The organism is Roseovarius sp., assembly GCF_965277045.1.
GTDB lineage: Bacteria > Pseudomonadota > Alphaproteobacteria > Rhodobacterales > Rhodobacteraceae > Roseovarius.
The window spans coordinates 1,285,955-1,302,461 of record NZ_OZ255712.1; the positions used below are offsets into that span (position 1 = coordinate 1,285,955).

The following is a 16,507-nucleotide window of genomic DNA, read 5'->3' on the forward strand; positions in this document are numbered from 1 at the left end:
GGCCGGCCGCCCCGACGAGACAGGGCCAGAGGCGGCACGCGCCGCACCGGGCCGAACACATAGTAACCACCTGCGGCGCCGAACCGCGCTGTGGTCAAGGAAGAGCAAAATGGCCGACGATATTCGAGAATTCAAGGACGCGACAATCGAGGTTGCAGGTGCGAAAACCGAGCCGATGACCGTGACGGTCGCGGTAGAGGTCAAGGACGGCAAGCGATCCGGGTCGGGCGAGGCGCATGTCTCCGAAGAGGTCTTCGACAAGATCGAGGGCGTCGAGGGGCAGGCCACCGTGCACACCGCGTCGGGCGAAGCCTTCACGATCATGATCCGCAAGGCGTTCCGGGACACCGGCCGGATCGAGTTCCAGACCTCGGGGCCGGTACCCGATAGCGGGGCCTGACGGGATAGACGACACAAGCGCTCCCGCGTGCGGGGGCGACGGGGCCGGACAGCACATCTCGCGCCGGGGCCCGGAATGACACAGCGAATAGGGTGGGGGCAGACTATCGCTCTGACCCATCCTCATCCGGGGCGGGTGCGCTCGCCCCTGACGCAGCTCAGGCCGCAGGCAGAAACCGGGCGGTACATAAAGAGTGAGCCTGAGCGGCGAAACTTGAACCGGGGGGCCTTGTGCCCCCCGTTTTTCTTGGTCCCTCAGGGGCGCAACTGCCATTCTTCCCAGACGAACGGATAGGACCAGACGCAGTGGTGCGTCCTGTTCAGCCGGGTGCGGATATCGTCGCGCTTCGCTTTCATGTCGGGCTCGAACAGGTGGAACTGCACTTGCAGGCGGTCGATCCTGGAAACCTCGCCCGTCTCGATCAGCGCGGGCAGCAGGTCGTATTCGCCGCTCTCGATATCGACCTTCATGAGGGCGATCAGATCGACCGGCGTATGGGTGAAGAAATCGCCCAGCGACATGGACTTCACCTCGACGCTCTTGCCATGACGCCTGACCGGGGACGAGGCCTCGCCCCCGTCCCATAGCTTTATCGTGCCGGAGTTGGCCCCGATGGCCAGCTCGTGCACATGCACATGGTCGCGGCCCGCGAATTTCCGTTTCAGATCGTCGGCAAGACCGGGATGCGGCTCGAACAGGTGCATCTGCGCGGCGGGCTGCTGATCCAGCACCGTGTCGGTCCAGCCGCCGCGCGCCGCGCCAAGGTCGAACACCACGTCGCCGGGCACCAGGTTGCCGTACTGATGAAGCCGCGCCTGGCCCTTCTGCCGCCGCCACGTGCGATACGCATCGTGATAGACGCCCTTCCACGGGTTCCGGCGACGGTCGAGCCATCGGGTGAGTGACGCCATCTGCACGCTCTTTCCTGCTGGTCCTCGCGCGGGGTGATACCCAACCGCGGCGCCGAAGGCGAGAGCGGTTCGGCCCCCGGGGTCAGGGCGTGGCGCGCTGCACCATGCCGAAAAGGTCGCGCGGGTCGTCCGGGTCGGCCAGCAGGTCGAGGTCGAGAAAGCAATCCGTGCCGGGGATATGGTCGCGGATGTAGCGCAGGGCGCTGAAATCCTCGATGGCGAAGCCGACGCTGTCGAAGAGCGTGATCTGCCGGTCGCTGGTGCGTCCGGGCGCGGCCCCGGTCAGGACCTGCCAGAACTCGGTCAACGGGTGGTCGGGGTCCATCTGCTGGATCTCGCCCTCGATCCGGGTCTGCTCGGGATATTCCACGAAGATGTCCGACCGCGTCAGGATCGCCGGGGCCAGTTCCGTCTTGCCGGGGCAGTCGCCGCCGATGGCGTTGATATGCACGCCTTCGCCGATCATGTTGTCGGTCAGGATCGTGGCATATTGCTTGTCCGCCGTGCAGGTGGTGATGATCTGCGCGCCTTCCATGCTGTCCTCGGCGCTGTCGCATTCCACCACGTTCAGGCCCAGCCCCTTGAGGTTGCGCGCGGCCTTGCGCGTGGCGGCCTTGTCCGTGTCCCACAGGCGCACGGTCTTGAGCCCGACAATGGCCTTCATGGCAAGGCTCTGGAATTCCGACTGCGCGCCGTTGCCGATCATTGCCATGGTGTCGGCACCCTTGGGCGCCAGATGCTTGGCCACGAGGGCAGAGGTCGCCGCCGTGCGCAGCGCCGTCAGCACCGTCATCTCGGTCAGCAGCACCGGATACCCGGTGTCCACATCCGCCAGAAGGCCGAAGGCGGTCACGGTCTGCAGCCCGTCCTTGGTGTTTTTGGGGTGGCCGTTGACGTATTTGAAGCCATAGGCCTCGCCGTCCGAGGTGGGCATCAGCTCGATCACGCCCACATCCGAGTGGCTGGCCACGCGGGGCGTCTTGTCGAACAGTTCCCACCGGGCGAAATCGGCGGCGATATACTCGGCCAGCCCGGTCAGCATCTTTTCGATGCCGATCCGATGGACCAGACGCATCATGTTCTCGACAGAGACGAACGGCACGAGCGCCTTGTCGGAGGGGGCGAGGATGGGCATGTCAGGCTCCTTTGAAATCAGGCGAAGGCGCGGGTGGGACGGTCGAAGATGCGGCGGCCAAGGGCCGAGGCGGTCAGTTCCACCATCACCTGCGCCGTGCGGCCGCGTTCATCGAGGAAGGGGTTGAGTTCGACCAGATCGAGCGAGGTCATGAGGCCGCTGTCGCAGATCATCTCCATCACCAGGTGCGCCTCGCGGATCGTGGCGCCGCCCGGCACGGTGGTGCCCACGGCGGGCGCGATGCCGGGGTCGAGGAAATCGACGTCGAACGACACGTGCAGCGCGCCGCCTGCGGCCGCGACCGTGTCGAGGAAGGCGGCTAGGGGCCGCGCGATGCCCTGTTCGTCGATGCTGCGCATGTCGTGGCGGTGCGCGGGGGTGGATTGCAGGAACTCACGCTCGTCGGGGTCGACCGACCGCAGGCCGAGGAAACAGATGTTCTCATAGGGCACCGGGTTTTTCACCTCGGGGAACCCGTCGAACCCGTCGCGCCCCGTGGCATAGCCCAGCGGCGTGCCGTGCAGGTTGCCCGACTCGGTACTTTGCGGCGTGTGGAAATCGGTATGCGCGTCCAGCCACAGCACGAATTGCGGGCGGTCCACGCGGGCGGCGTGATTGGCCACGCCGATCACGCTGCCAAGCGACAGCGCATGGTCGCCGCCGAGGAATATCGGCAGGCCGCTGTCCATCGCCCTTTCGGCAGCATCGGCGATGCTTTCGGTCCATCCGATGGTTTCCGCCGGCTGCACCAGGTGGCCGGGCAGGGAGGTGGGCGCGGTCGCCGGGGCAGGGGTGAGGTTGCCCCAGTCCTCGACGCTGTGGCCCAGTGAGGCCAGCGATTTCTCGATCCCCGCCACGCGCAGCGCGTCCGAGCCCATCAGGCAGCCGCGCCTTGCCTTGCCGCTGTCCACGGGGGCACCGATCAGAATGCAGTTGGTCTGGGTCATCGCACGGCTCCTTTTGGTGTTGGCCAGAATGTTGTTGCTAAAATGTTCGGAATGAAGCAGGTATTTTGTTCACACCGAAACCAATATCGGCAAAACGGAGGCTATGGTCTGCAAAATGGATGCGGTGGATCAGAAACTGCTGTCGGCCCTACGGCATGACGCCCGCGCGTCGCTGTCGGAACTGGCGATGACGCTTGGCGTGTCGCGCACCACGGTGCGCTCACGGATCGACCGGCTGAAGGCCTCGGGCAAGATCGTGGGCTTCACGGTCGTGCTGAAAGAGGACACGATCCGCGATCCGGTGCGCGGCCTGATGATGCTCGGCATCGAAGGGCGCGGCACCGAGCGGATCGAGCGGCGGCTGCGTGGGCTGTCAGCGGTGCGGGCCTTGCACAGCACCAATGGCCGCTGGGACCTGATCGTCGAGATCGGGGCCGAAACGCTGGAGGACCTCGATGCCGTATTGGCCGAGATAAGGCGCTTCGAGGGCGTCGCGACGTCCGAGACGAGCCTGCTGCTCAGCACGAAGAAACAGGCGGGTTAGGCGGCCCGGCGCAGCGCCATCAGCCAGAACACCGCCAACAGAAGCGAGGCCAGCATGTTCCAGCTGGCCATCGACAGGCCCAGCATTTGCCACGCCACCTCGTCGCAGCGCACGAGCGGCGCGGACATGATCTGCTCCATCAGCTCGTCGGTGCTCATGCCCGCCGTGTTGCCGGAGGAACAGGACGAGGGGCCTTCCCACCAGCCCCGTTCAACGCCCGTGTGATAGAAGCCGATCGCGGCCGTGGTCAGCGCCGCCAGCAATCCCGCACCCAGCAAGAGCCGCACCGCCCCGACGCCCAGAGGCACCAGCAGCACCAGCGCCCCGAAAACGACCGCCGCGCCATGGGGCCAGCGCTGCCAGATGCACATCTTGCAGGGCGCAAGCCCGCCCAGGTGCTGAAAGGCCAAAGCCCCCAGAAGCAGGGCCAGGGAGCCGACGGCGGCGAGGACGACAAGGGAATTACGGGTCACGATTGCCTCGAACGGTAAGGGGTGGTCGCATTAGACCGGGTGTGCGGCGCTTCGCAAGGGATCAAATTTCCGTGTCACAGGCCCAACCACCCCCGGATCAGGCTGACCAGCGTCGCCCCGGCGAAGAACAGCGTGGCGATCCACGCGGTGCCCAGCACGGCGCCGATCAACACCAGGATACCGTCGCGTTGCAGCAGGCCCATCGCCACCACCACCACGGCAAAGCCAGGCACGGTGTTGGTGGCGGGCAGAGGCACCAGGATCGACGCGCTGAACAGCACCAGCGCGGCGCCGACGAAATGATCCATCGGCCTGCGGGTCAGAACCCCGAGGCGCGGCTTGCTCACCGCCTCGATCCGGCGCAGCCACGGGCCGGCGCGTTCGGCCAGCCGGCGCAGGCTGGCCGTGGCGACGCGGCGCTCGGCCAGTTTTCCCGGCAGCCAGGGCACCCGCCGCCCGATCATGATCTGGACCGAGACGAACATCAGCGGCAAGGCCACGATCTGCGGCACGCCATAGAGGAACGGGATGCAGCAGGGCAGGGCCAGGATCAGCAGGAAGAGCCCGAAGGCGCGTTCGTGCAACTGCTCCAGGATCCAGGCCAGCGAGACCTCGGCGCCCTCGGCGCGGGCGGTCAACTGGTCCAGCCGGTCCGAGATCGCAAGATCTTCCGGGGCGGTCTCGGTCATGCTCTGGGGTCCTTGGACAGAGAGGGGCGAAGGGGTCGTCGGCTCTGCGGTAGCAAATCGCATGGCCCGACGCCAGCGTCAGTTCTGCTATTGTCCTCGGGCGACGAGTTGGGTAGACGTTGGGTCCGTGCCCAAGTGGCGGAATGGTAGACGCAGGGGATTCAAAATCCCCCGGTAGTGATACCGTGCCGGTTCGAGTCCGGCCTTGGGTACCAACCCCTTCGAGGGCTTGCGCGCCGAGTGTTCAATCACCTGCCTTACGGCGGTGTACGCTCCCCCCTCAGGCGACTTCCAAACCATTCCCTGAACCGCCGCGTCTGCGCGGGTGGCGGCGAGGAATTGCAGGCGGGCAGGGGCGCGGTGCTGCCCTGGCTGAAGGGGGGCGACGCCGATGAATGGTTCGTCGCGTGGCGCAAGAAACACCTGAACAAATCCAACTCGCTCACGGGACTTTCATCCTGACCCGGACCGCGGCGGCGCGCTATTCTATCAGCGCGCCGGGGTTCATGATGTTGTTCGGGTCAATGGCCTGCTTGATCTGGCGCAGAAGGGCCATCTTGCTGGGACTTGCGTGTTTCTGCAGGTCTTGGCGTTTCAGGCGGCCGATCCCGTGTTCGGCACTGATCGACCCGCCCAGCGCCAGCGTCGCCTCGTTGATCGCCCCCCGCACGCGGTTGGCGATGCCGGGGTGGGTCCGCAGGAAATCGGCCTTCGAGATGCCTTTCGGCGGAAAGACGTTGTGATGAATGTTCCCGTCGCCGATGTGACCATAGCTGTTCGTCCGAAGGCCCTCGTGAACGCCGGCAATCGCCGCATGCGTACCCGACACGAACGCGTCGATCTGGCCGATCGGCACCGCGGTGTCGCTGCTGCAGAACGCGCCGGTCTTGCGGTTGGCGTCGGGCGTATGCTCGCGCAGCGACCAGAGCGCGCTGCGCTGCGCCTCGGATTCGGCCATCACGACGTCGAGGACGAAACCCTTCTCGATGCAGTCCGCCAGCGCCGCCTCGGTCTCGTCCCGCACGCCTGGGTTCCCGGCGGCATCGATCAGCAGGTACCAGGCGTGGTCGTCGGCGAAGGGGTTTCTCAGCGTCGGGAAATGTTCGCAAACAAGGCCAACGCCGAAGCCGCTCATCAATTCCATCCCGTTCATGCGGTTGCCGATGGCCGTGCGCAGCGCCCGCAGCACCCGCAAGGCATCCGCCGGCGACGTGATGGCGCAAAAGGCGGTCACGGCCTCGGGGTCCAGCGGCTTCAGCGTCAGGCTGGCGGCGGTGATGATGCCCAGGGTGCCTTCGCTGCCGATCAGCAGGTGCCGCAGGTCATAGCCGGTGTTGTTCTTACGCAGTGGGCTCAACTCTTCCAGCACGTCGCCCGACGGCATCACCGCCTCGATCCCCACGCAGAGATCGCGGGCATTGCCGTGGCGCAGCACCTGTATGCCGCCGGCGTTGGTGGCCAGGTTTCCACCGATGGTGCAACTGCCCTTCGAGGCCATGCTGAGCGGGAACATCAGGTCGTGCCGCTCGGCCTCGGCGTGGATGTTCTCCAGCACGCAGCCGGCCTCGGCCACCATCACGAAATCATCCGGCGACACGCTGCGCACCCTGTTCATCCGCTCCAGCGACAGGATGATGGCCGCGTCGCTGTCCAGCGAAAGCTGCCCCGCGACCACGCCGGTGCCCCCGCCATAGGGGATGATCGCGATGCCGGATTCGTTGCACAGCCGCACGATCTGCGACACCTGGTCGGTGGTCTCGGGCAGGACAACGATACAGTCCTTGCCGGTGAAGCTGCCGCGCGGGTCTTCGTAATATCGCGCGGCATCCGGGCCCGACTTGCAGGCGGTCTCCCCGACAATCGCCCTGATATCGTTCAGAATACTGCCTTCCGCGATCTCGAATGCCACCAACTGCCCGATGCTCCTGTCGTCCGATCCTCGTTCGGACTCATTCTGTGGCAAACACGATCTTTAGCAAGGCAAGATAATTTACGATTATCTAAGCCATCTCTTTAGAAACCGTGCGCCCGCCATGGGCCTCGACCGTCCGGGTGAGCTCGTCCAGGAAGCGCTCGACCAGCCGGTATTTCGAACAATCCGCACGGCTCAGCACGCCCAGCGTCCGCGACGGCGCCGTGGGCCCCAGCGACAGCTTGCGCAGGCTGCCGAAGATCGGGTCGGGCACGCAGAAATCCGGCCCGATCGACACGCCCAGATCATGCGCCACCATGCTCGCGATCGTGTCGAGCGAGCTCATCTCCATCATGTCGCGCACCTTCAGCCTGCTTCGCGCCAGCCAGTCCTCGGCCATCACCCCGATGGCCGACAGCGCGCTGTGCCGGATGAAGGGCCTGGCCGACAGGATGCGCTCGGGGTCGGTTTCGGTCACCTCCACCGAGGTCAGCAGCACCAGCTTCTCCACCGCGAACGGCGTCCAGGTCATCGTGGCCGGCGTCCGGTTCGGCTCGCTGACCAGCGCGGCATCGACCGTGCCGGTCTCGACCATCTCCTGCAAGGTCGGGCTCAACCCCGGCACCACCCGGATCCGCAGGTCCGGATATTGCCCGATCAGACCCTTCATCGCCTTGGGCACAAGCCCGCGCAGCGTCGACGGCACCGCCCCCAGAACGATATCCCCGATCAGGCGCGGATCGCCAGTCAGGTCATCCAGGATCGTGTCGTAGGCGGCGACAACCTCCTTGGCCTTGGGCACCATCGCGCGGCCCAGCTGATTGAGTCGCGGGGACTTCTGCGACCGATCGAAAAGCGCCACACCCAGCGTCTCTTCCAGCCGCTTCATCTGCTGGCCGACCGCCGCATGTGTGACGCAGACGCGGTCGGCCGCGGCGTTGAAACTGCCTTCCTCGGCGACGGCAATAAGGGTCTTGAACAGCGTGATCGACATGGCAGGGCGCTTTCACAACAGGATCAAAGGCACGATTTACTAAAGCAGACATTTACAAATGGGAAAAGATTGTTGGTTTGTTAAAGCTTCTCTTATCGCGCAAGATCATGAAACATGAACGTATCGAGGGGGAGGCCTGCGCGTGAGCATCGACGCAAAGATCGTCGCGGATCTGGTCAAGAACGACGTCAAACTGGTCACGACGGTCCCGTGCAAACAGCTCGCCGGCGTCATTGCCGAAATCGACCGATGCGCGGACATCCACCACATCCCCGCGAACAAGGAAGACGAAGGCATCGGCATCTGCGCCGGCGCCTACATGGGCGGCAAGCGCTCCGCGATCATCATGCAGAACACCGCGCTTGGCGTGACGGTCAACACGCTGGTGACGCTGACACAGTTCTACCGCATGCCGCTGCCGATGCTGATCTCCTATCGCGGAGAACTGGGCGAGCCGGTGGCCTGCCAGGTGGAAATGGCCGTGCACACCAAGGCGCTGCTGAATCAGCTTCACATCCCGACCTATCACTTCCATCATGAATCCGACGCCGAAGAACTGGACCGGATCCTGGAATATACGTTCATGTGCATGAAGCCGGTCGCGATCCTGACGGATGCCACCTTCTGGAAAGGGTACTGACATGTTCCGATCCGACGTCCTGCGCTCGCTGGTCCCGCTGATTTCGGACCATTTCGTCGTCTGCAATATCGGCCTGCCCAGCCAGGAATTGCACATGCTGGATGACCAGCCGACCAATTTCTACATGCTGGGCACGATGGGCCTTGCCTCGTCGATCGGGCTGGGCGTGGCGCTGGCGCAGTCGAAAAAGGTGATCTCGATCGACGGCGACGGCTCGGTCCTGACCAATTTTGGCACTTTGCCCACCATCGCCAACAACGTGGCCGACAATTTCATCCTGCTGATCATCGACAATGGCAGCTACGGCTCCACCGGCGACCAGCCGACCTATGCCGGCATGAAGACCTCGCTGGCAAAGGTGGCCGAGGCTTGCGGATGCGAAAACGTCATCGAGTGCCAGGCCGAAGACTGCGCCGCCGTCATGAAAGACGCGCTGGCAGGTGACAAGATGACCGTGATCGTGTGCAAATGCGAAAGCGGGAACATCCCCGTATCGGTCATCAAGACCGATCCGGTCGTGATCCGCGACCGGTTCATGACCGCGTTGAAGGAGGCCAACGCGTAATCAAGGCGGCGAAAACGCCGACATAAAACAGCTCTGGGAGGAACACATGCTGAAAAGAACATTTCTGAAGATGGGCGCGGCCCTGGCCGTGACCGCATCGCTGGCAACCGGCGCCGCTGCGGCCGAACTCAACGGTCCGGTCAACTATATCATCCCGTTCGGACCCGGGGGAGAATCCGACATTTCCGCGCGCTTCCAACAACCGTTCTTCAAGGACAAGTTCGGCCAGGACATGGTGATCTCGTACCAGCCCGGCGGCGGCGGCGCGGTCGGATGGGCCACGCTCAACGGGCTGACGGGCGATGGCCAGACGATCATGGGTGTCAACCTGCCCCATATCATCATCAAGCCGGCGCAAAAGGATGTCGGCTTCACCACCGAGGACCTGAACGTCTTCCACATGTTCCACTTCACGCCGGATGCGATCATCGTGCGCGCCGACAGCCCCTACCAGACGCTGGAGGACCTGGTCGAGGACGCCAAGGCGAACCCCGCCCAGGTCACCATGTCGGGCTCGGGCAAGGCCACGGCCAACCATCTGGCGCATATCAAGTTCGACAAGATGGCCGATATCCAGACCACCTATGTGCCCTTCAAAGGCACCGGGGCCGCCGTGACCGCGCTTCTGGGCAACCAGGTCAAGGCGGAATGGGGCTATTCCACCGTGGCCGCGACCCAGGGCGAAGAGGTGCGGATGCTGGCCGTCGCGATGGAGGAACGCCACCCGCTTTTCCCCGATGTCCCGACCTTCAAGGAACTGGGCTATGACATGGTGGGCGGCGCCTATCGCGGGATCGCCCTGCCGAATTCGGCCAGCGACGAGGTCACGCAGATGTGGTCCGACATGATCGCCGAGATCAACAACGACCCAGAGTTCCGTCAGCAGATGCTGGATAACGGCTTTGCGATGCTGGATGTCGAGGCGGACGGCATGGACGATTTCATGGCCGCGCGCAGCGAGGAATATCTCAGCGACGCGCGCGAAGCGGGGCTGATCGAATAAACTGACCGCGCGCAAAGGCCCGACACATGGAATTCGGTCACTTCCTGTCCGCCCTGACTCCGTTCAACCTGGGTTTAGCGTTGTTCGGTGTCGTGGCGGGCACGATCGTCGGCTCGATTCCGGGCCTTACCGCAACGATGGCGCTGGCCGTGCTGGTGCCTATCACGTTCAGCATGGATCCTGCCTCGGCGCTGATCCTGTTGGGCGCGATCTATACCGGGGCGATCTATGGCGGGGCCTATGCGGCGATCCTGCTGAACACGCCCGGCACGCCCTCGGCCATCGCCACCACGTTTGACGGCTATCCGATGGCGAAGCGCGGCGACGGCGACCTTGCGGTTGCCCTTGCCTGTTTCGCCTCGGTCGTCGGCGGGCTGGTGGGGGCGTTCTCGCTCTTGCTGCTGGCGCCGCCCCTGTCGAAGGTGGCGCTCGCGTTCGGGCCGATCGAGTATTTCTGGCTGTCGATCTTCGGCCTGTCGCTCATCGCGTCGCTGTCCACCGGCAACCTGATGAAGGGGCTGGCGGGCGGCGCCTTCGGGATGCTGCTCTCCACCGTCGGCGTGGCCGAGGTTTCGGCCGACATCCGGCTGACCTTCGGCAGCCAGATGCTGATCGGCGGCTTCGGCGTCATCGGGGCGCTGATCGGCCTCTACTGCATCCCGGTGCTGATCGACCTCGTCGCGACGCCCGACCGCCACCTCAAGGTGGAAGAGGACGTGCGCTCGGTCCGCATCGGCGAGGCGTTCCGCATTGCCGCGCGGTCCAAGATCAACCTGATCCGATCGTCGGTCATCGGCACCCTGATCGGTATCCTGCCCGGCGCGGGCGGCTCGGTCGCCGGGCTCGTCGCCTATTCCGAGGCCAAGCGCACCGGCAAGCCGCACCAGAAATTCGGCGAGGGCGAGCCCGACGGCATCCTCGCCACGGAATCCGCCAACAACGCCACCGTGGGCGGGGGCTTCATCCCGACGCTGGTGCTGGGCATTCCAGGCACGCCGCCCGACGCCATCGTGCTGGGGGCGCTGCTGGTGCAGGGCGTGCGCACCGGCCCCACGATGTTCAGCCAAAGCGGCTCGATCGTCTTTACCTTCATCTACGGCCTGCTGATCGCCACGGTGCTTATGCTGCCCGCGGGCCTGCTGATCGGGCGCTACGCCTACAAGTCGATCGTCAACATCCCCAAGGCCGTTCTCGTGCCGACGGTGGGGTTCATGACCATCATCGGCACGTTCTCGATCCGCAACAGCGTGACGGATGTCATCCTGATGCTGGGCCTCGGCGTCTTCGGCTGGGTCGTGGGGCGCTTCGGTTTCGCGGCCTCGCCCATCGTGCTGGGCCTGATCCTCGGCCCCATCGCCGAACAGGGCTTCGTGCAGGGCTGGACCATCGGCTCGGCCACGGGCAACCTCTTTGGCATGTTCTTCGGGCGGCCCATCTCGCAGGGGATCATCGCTTTCACGCTGATCACCCTCTTCTTGCCGCTCTACACGGCACGCCTCCGCCGCAAGAAAGCAGGGGAGCAGACCTGATGCCGGACCAGCAACGCCACCCGGACGGCCATATCGGATCGCTGGTGATTTCCGCGCTCTTCGTGCTCATGGGGATCATCGCGCTTTACGACACCACCGGCTATTCCGACCGCGACAGCCAGGTGTTTCCCCGCACCGTTGCAATCCTGATGATCCTGACGGCCGGCCTGTCACTGGTCACACGTTTTCTGCATCCCAGCGACAGCGGCGGCTTCGGCACAGGCACGTGGTGGCGACGGGTCCTGCTGATCGTGGCCATGTTCGCGGGATGCCTTGCCATCCCGCATATCGGCTTTCTGGCCAGTGGCGCCATCGCCTTTGCGGGTGGGCTCGTCGCGGCGATGCATGACAGGTGGACGCCCATGACCGCGCTGCTCTATGCCGGCAGCGGTGCGGCAGTGATGACCGCGTTCTTCGCGCTGTTCCGCTACGTCCTGCACGTCCCGCTGCCGTGAAATTTGGCACCTGACAGAAACCAAGGCGACCACACGCCCGAAGAAGGGACACGCCCATGAAAATCGTCGACATTCGGGAAGTGACCAAGCCGATCGCGTCGCCCATCCGCAACGCCTATATCGACTTCAGCAAGATGAAGGCCAGCCTTGTGGCCGTGGTGACGGATGTCGTTCGCGACGGACGCCGCGTGGTCGGCTACGGTTTCAACTCCAATGGCCGTTACGGCCAGGGCGGGCTCATCCGCGAACGCTTCCGCGACCGCATCCTCGACGCCGACCCCGCATCGCTCCTGAACGATGACGGCAGCAATCTGGACGCGCACAGGATCTGGGCCGCCATGATGCAGAACGAAAAACCCGGCGGCCATGGCGAACGTTCGGTCGCGGTCGGCACCATCGACATGGCCGTCTGGGACGCCATCGCCAAGATCGAGGAAAAGCCCCTGTTCCGCCTGCTGGCCGACCGCAAGGGGCGCGAGGCGGACCCGCGCGTCTTCGTCTACGCTGCCGGGGGCTACTATTATCCGGGCAAGGACGACACCGCGCTTTGCAATGAGATGCGCAGCTACGTCGACCGCGGCTACACCGTCGTTAAGATGAAGATCGGCGGCGCGTCCATCGACGAAGACCAGCGCCGGATCGAGGCGGTCCTGACCGAAATCGGAACCGAGGCGCAACTGGCCGTCGATGCCAACGGACGCTTCGACCTCGAGACCGCGATCGCCTATGCCAAGATGCTGCGGCAATACCCGCTCTTCTGGTTCGAGGAAATCGGCGATCCGCTGGACTATCAGCTTCAGGCCGCGATGGCAGAATTCTACCCCGGTCCCATGGCGACCGGCGAAAACCTGTTCTCGCATCAGGACGCGCGCAACCTGATCCGCCATGGCGGAATGCGCCCCGACCGGGACTGGCTGCAATTCGACTGTGCGCTCTCTTACGGGCTTGTCGAATACCTGCGCACGCTCGATGTGATGGGCCAGCTCGGCTGGTCTGCGTCGCGCTGCATCCCGCATGGCGGCCACCAGATGTCTCTGAACATCGCGGCGGGGCTCGGTCTGGGCGGCAACGAAAGCTACCCCGATCTCTTCCAGCCCTATGGTGGCTTCCCGGACGGCGTGCAGGTCGAAGGCGGGCACATCCTCATGCCAGACCTGCCGGGTATCGGTTTCGAAGGCAAATCCGACCTGATCGACGTGATGCGCGCGCTGGCAGAGTGAACCCTGTTGGCGGTGCAGGCGAAGACGGGCTTGCCTGCAGGAGTATGGATACTAGCGCCGCTTCGGTCCCGGTTTTTCCGTCGACGCTCTTTTTTGCGCCGCGCGCGCCCGGTTCTTTTTGCTGCTGGGCTTGCCCTTGGGCGGCGGCGGCCCCTTGCCAGCGTGCTTGGAGGCAGGTTTACCACCGGCCTTGGCCTTCCCGGCCTGGCCTGCGTCTTCCGGCGTGTCCTTGGCGCCCCGCGCCCCGTGTCGGGGTTTGCCCAAGGGGGCATGCACCGCCGGATCGGACGTTTTCGCCTCGCGCTTTTGCGCCGGGGGTTTCTGTTCCTTGCGTTCCTCGGGCTTGGGTTTGCGGCGGCGCGGTACGGGCGTGTCGTTCCAATCGACGGGCCGTGTGTCCCCCTTGGACGGCCCCGTTTTGCCCTTGGACCGGCGCTCGGGCTTGCCGGGCCGGAAGGGCGGCAGGTCCGGAGCCGCGTCGAGGCGGCGCAGCTGTTTGCTTCCCTCGATCGTCATCCCCGGGCCGATCGCCTCCAGGAAATCCGGCACGCTGGCCTCGCGGATCTCGACATAGGACAGGTCATCGGCGACGCGGATCGCGCCGATATCGTCCTTGCTCAACCCGCCCGCCTTGCAGATCATCGGCAGCAGGTGCCGGGGCGAGGCCGCCTGGTTCCGCCCTTCGGACAGCGAGAACCAGACGCTGGGACCGAAGGCGGCGCGCGGTTTCGGCTTGTCGGGTTTGCCGGTGCCGACCGGGCTCAGGTCCTCGGGCGCGGAATGACGAAGCTTGTACTGGCGCAGGTAGGCGGCGGCGATCTGCTCGGGCGTGAAGCGTTCAAGCAGTTGATCCACCGACCCGCGCTCGCCCTCGGTGATCTCGGCCTGCCAGTCGTCGGCGTCCAGCATGCGCACCTGATCCTGCGCGTCCACCTCCGCCGCCGACGGCGCGGCGGTCCATTCGGCGGTCAGCTTGGCGAATTTCAGGATGCGCTCCGCCTTCTTGCGGGCCGAGGGCACGACGATCAGCGCACTGACCCCCTTGCGCCCCGCGCGTCCGGTGCGGCCCGAGCGGTGCAAAAGTGTCTCATGGCTGCTGGGCAGTTCGGCATGGATCACCAAGTCCAGCTTCGGCAGGTCGATCCCACGGGCGGCGACGTCCGTGGCCACGCAGACCCGCGCGCGCCCGTCGCGCATGGATTGCAGCGCGTTCGACCGTTCGCTCTGCGTCAACTCCCCTGACAGGGCCACGACCGGAAACCCCCGGTTCGACAGCCGCGTCGTCATCCGCGCGACCATCGCCCGTGTGTTGCAAAAGACGATGGCATTGGGGGCCTCGTAATAGCGCAAGACGTTGATGACCGCGTTCTCGTTGTCATGTGCCGCAACTGTCATCGCGCGGTAGGCGATATCCGAATGCTGGGCCTGCTCGCCAACGGTCGAGATCCGCTCGGCATCCCGCTGATAGCTTTGCGCCAGCCTGGCGATGGCGGCGGGAACCGTGGCCGAGAACAGCAGCGTCTGACGCGCTTCCGGCGTCTGCTCCAGGATGAACTCCAGGTCCTCGCGAAAGCCGAGATCCAGCATCTCGTCCGCCTCGTCCAGCACCGCCGCCCGCACCGCCGACAGGTCGATCGACCCGCGCATGATGTGATCCCGCAGCCGCCCCGGCGTGGCCACGACAATATGCGCGCCGCGCGCCAATGCTCGCCGCTCGTCCCGCATGTCCATGCCGCCCACGCAGGAGGCCAGCACCGCGCCCGCATCGGCGTAAAGCCAGGCAAGCTCTCGCTTGACCTGCATGGCAAGCTCGCGGGTGGGCGCGACGATCAGCGCCAGCGGGGCATCGGCCTGACCGAATATGTCCGCGTCGTCCAGCAGGGTGGAGGCTATCGCCAGCCCGAATCCGATCGTCTTGCCGGATCCGGTCTGCGCCGAGACCAGCAGGTCGCGGCCCTCCAGCTCCGGTTGGGTCACGGCCTGCTGTACAGGGGTCAGGACGTCATAGCCCTTACGGGCCAGCGCATTCGCAAGGGTGTGTTTCAAGAGGTCTATGCTTTTCTTGGGAAAGAGGTGTGGGCCGAGCGGCATTCAGGCTGTCGGCAAGTGCCGGGCATTATTCGCTCGGGCCGCCTTTGTACAGGCACTAATCAGCTTTTCTGAATAACTTTGTTCAGTGAAGCACCGATAGACGTACATAACGCAGGTTGGCACACACGCCGACCGACGCACGAAATTGTCACGGGCGACCGGCCTCGTATGCCGATGATTTCACTGATTGATGTGTGGTCTGCGGTTTCGGCCTGTAGTGAGGCCGAGGTTTTTGGCGGCCCTATTCCTAGAGCCGCCAATATAACGCGGGTCGCTTATTTCGACTCGTCTTCGTCGCGGAACATGCCGGCCATGTCCATCTCGGGGTTGTTTGCGCACTCTTCCCTCAGCACGACCATCAATTCCTCGTCCGAACCGGTTGCGGCGGCGCGGGCAGCGGCGCGGCCGCCATTGTCAGCGTCAGGGTCGCCAAGTTCCGTGGTGGCGCTCGACGAATCCGTGTCGGCGCCTTCGTCGGCACCCACCGCTTCGTCGCGGATGTTCTCGCGGCCACCCATGGTTTCGAGTGCTTCCATTTGACCGGCCTCATCCATCTCGTTGAATTCTGCGCACTGCATCGCGTAGGCCGGCTGCGAAAGAGCAACGACAAGGCCGAGGACCGAGCTGGTTTTCAAAAACGTACTATTAAGGGTCATGTAAAACTCCCGCTTTTAGGTCTAACCGCCCCATGCACCATGCACTCAAAACGTAAACCTTCAGCACCTGAACGCGCCATGGCGTGAACATGTTCCCGCGACACACCGAAAACCCAAAATGCGCGATGCGGCTCGTGCGGTGTCTCGAACGATCCGACCGCCTCGTTTTGGTTAAAGTTCGCGGCGAGTCGTCCAAGGTGTGTTTCGGGCTTCGGCGCGCCGTCGCCAACAGCCGTCAGGTGCCGTCGCTTTTTGCGCCTCGAAGGACGGCCTGCGCTGGCATCTCGGTTCCCGAACTTGTAGGTCTGGACTGTTGCTTGCATCTACGCGGAAAGGCCGGGGC

General features: G+C 64.7%; 18 protein-coding genes and 1 tRNA gene. 10 read left to right on the plus strand and 9 right to left on the minus strand.

Annotated elements, in window-relative coordinates; all coding sequences use genetic code 11:
* Positions 1-109 precede the first annotated feature (109 nt).
* Positions 110-400 carry a hypothetical protein gene (locus ACQY4V_RS06325; RefSeq protein WP_428516014.1) on the plus strand — a complete coding sequence of 97 codons (291 nt, stop codon included), beginning with the start codon at positions 110-112 and terminating at the stop codon, positions 398-400.
* Between the two features lie 254 nt (positions 401-654).
* Here the strand turns inward: ACQY4V_RS06325 and ACQY4V_RS06330 are convergent, their stop codons facing one another.
* The 3 genes from ACQY4V_RS06330 to rocF all read right to left on the minus strand — a co-directional run bounded on the left by ACQY4V_RS06330 (position 655) and on the right by rocF (position 3,393).
* Positions 655-1,311, minus strand: coding sequence for an FkbM family methyltransferase (locus tag ACQY4V_RS06330; RefSeq protein WP_428516015.1), 657 nt, complete (start codon positions 1,309-1,311; stop codon positions 655-657).
* Positions 1,312-1,393: 82 nt separating this feature from the next.
* Complete coding sequence (locus tag ACQY4V_RS06335; RefSeq protein WP_428516016.1) at positions 1,394-2,446, minus strand: ornithine cyclodeaminase; 1,053 nt, start codon at positions 2,444-2,446, stop codon at positions 1,394-1,396.
* Positions 2,447-2,463: 17 nt separating this feature from the next.
* Positions 2,464-3,393, minus strand: coding sequence for an arginase (gene rocF, locus ACQY4V_RS06340; RefSeq protein ID WP_428516017.1), 930 nt, complete (start codon positions 3,391-3,393; stop codon positions 2,464-2,466).
* Positions 3,394-3,508: 115 nt separating this feature from the next.
* Here rocF and ACQY4V_RS06345 point away from each other — a divergent pair, with 115 nt between their 5' ends.
* Positions 3,509-3,937: an Lrp/AsnC family transcriptional regulator gene (locus ACQY4V_RS06345; protein WP_428516018.1), complete on the plus strand. Its 429-nt coding sequence runs from the start codon at positions 3,509-3,511 to the stop codon at positions 3,935-3,937.
* Here ACQY4V_RS06345 and ACQY4V_RS06350 read toward each other — a convergent pair.
* Entirely contained in the window at positions 3,934-4,410 is a 477-nt protein-coding gene (locus ACQY4V_RS06350) for a disulfide bond formation protein B (protein ID WP_428516019.1), read from the minus strand. The two genes, ACQY4V_RS06345 and ACQY4V_RS06350, sit on opposite strands and share 4 nt — an antisense overlap.
* 74 nt (positions 4,411-4,484) lie before the next feature.
* Positions 4,485-5,099 carry an exopolysaccharide biosynthesis protein gene (locus ACQY4V_RS06355; protein ID WP_428516020.1) on the minus strand — a complete coding sequence of 205 codons (615 nt, stop codon included), beginning with the start codon at positions 5,097-5,099 and terminating at the stop codon, positions 4,485-4,487.
* A gap of 129 nt (positions 5,100-5,228) precedes the next feature.
* Here ACQY4V_RS06355 and ACQY4V_RS06360 point away from each other — a divergent pair.
* Positions 5,229-5,314, plus strand: a tRNA-Leu gene (locus tag ACQY4V_RS06360).
* Positions 5,315-5,339: 25 nt separating this feature from the next.
* Positions 5,340-5,561, plus strand: coding sequence for a hypothetical protein (locus ACQY4V_RS06365; protein ID WP_428516021.1), 222 nt, complete (start codon positions 5,340-5,342; stop codon positions 5,559-5,561).
* A 19-nt stretch (positions 5,562-5,580) separates the two neighbouring features.
* Here the strand turns inward: ACQY4V_RS06365 and ACQY4V_RS06370 are convergent, their stop codons facing one another.
* Together ACQY4V_RS06370 and ACQY4V_RS06375 are read right to left on the minus strand one after the other, a co-directional pair.
* Positions 5,581-7,008, minus strand: a complete 1,428-nt coding sequence (locus ACQY4V_RS06370) for an FAD-binding oxidoreductase (RefSeq protein ID WP_428516022.1) — start codon at positions 7,006-7,008, stop codon at positions 5,581-5,583.
* Between the two features lie 91 nt (positions 7,009-7,099).
* Positions 7,100-8,005, minus strand: coding sequence for a LysR family transcriptional regulator (locus ACQY4V_RS06375; RefSeq protein ID WP_428516023.1), 906 nt, complete (start codon positions 8,003-8,005; stop codon positions 7,100-7,102).
* A gap of 142 nt (positions 8,006-8,147) precedes the next feature.
* Here ACQY4V_RS06375 and comD point away from each other — a divergent pair, with 142 nt between their 5' ends.
* The 6 genes from comD to ACQY4V_RS06405 are packed head-to-tail and all read left to right on the plus strand — an operon-like array spanning position 8,148 to position 13,417.
* Complete coding sequence (gene comD, locus ACQY4V_RS06380) at positions 8,148-8,645, plus strand: sulfopyruvate decarboxylase subunit alpha (protein ID WP_428516024.1); 498 nt, start codon at positions 8,148-8,150, stop codon at positions 8,643-8,645.
* A 1-nt stretch (position 8,646) separates the two neighbouring features.
* Positions 8,647-9,210, plus strand: a complete 564-nt coding sequence (gene comE / locus ACQY4V_RS06385) for a sulfopyruvate decarboxylase subunit beta (RefSeq protein WP_428516025.1) — start codon at positions 8,647-8,649, stop codon at positions 9,208-9,210.
* Positions 9,211-9,256: 46 nt separating this feature from the next.
* On the plus strand, positions 9,257-10,213 hold the full coding sequence (locus tag ACQY4V_RS06390; RefSeq protein WP_428516026.1) for a tripartite tricarboxylate transporter substrate binding protein: 957 nt from the start codon (positions 9,257-9,259) through the stop codon (positions 10,211-10,213).
* A gap of 26 nt (positions 10,214-10,239) precedes the next feature.
* On the plus strand, positions 10,240-11,742 hold the full coding sequence (locus tag ACQY4V_RS06395; protein ID WP_428516027.1) for a tripartite tricarboxylate transporter permease: 1,503 nt from the start codon (positions 10,240-10,242) through the stop codon (positions 11,740-11,742).
* Complete coding sequence (locus tag ACQY4V_RS06400; RefSeq protein WP_428516028.1) at positions 11,742-12,197, plus strand: tripartite tricarboxylate transporter TctB family protein; 456 nt, start codon at positions 11,742-11,744, stop codon at positions 12,195-12,197. The genes ACQY4V_RS06395 and ACQY4V_RS06400 overlap by 1 nt, the downstream gene beginning before the upstream one ends.
* A 56-nt stretch (positions 12,198-12,253) precedes the next feature.
* Positions 12,254-13,417, plus strand: coding sequence for a mandelate racemase/muconate lactonizing enzyme family protein (locus ACQY4V_RS06405; protein ID WP_428516029.1), 1,164 nt, complete (start codon positions 12,254-12,256; stop codon positions 13,415-13,417).
* 51 nt (positions 13,418-13,468) lie between these two features.
* Here ACQY4V_RS06405 and ACQY4V_RS06410 read toward each other — a convergent pair whose 3' ends face one another.
* Complete coding sequence (locus tag ACQY4V_RS06410) at positions 13,469-15,463, minus strand: DEAD/DEAH box helicase (RefSeq protein WP_428516030.1); 1,995 nt, start codon at positions 15,461-15,463, stop codon at positions 13,469-13,471.
* 320 nt (positions 15,464-15,783) lie between these two features.
* A complete protein-coding gene (locus ACQY4V_RS06415; RefSeq protein WP_428516031.1) occupies positions 15,784-16,143 on the minus strand; it encodes a hypothetical protein in 360 nt (119 codons plus the stop codon).
* Positions 16,144-16,507 lie beyond the last annotated feature (364 nt).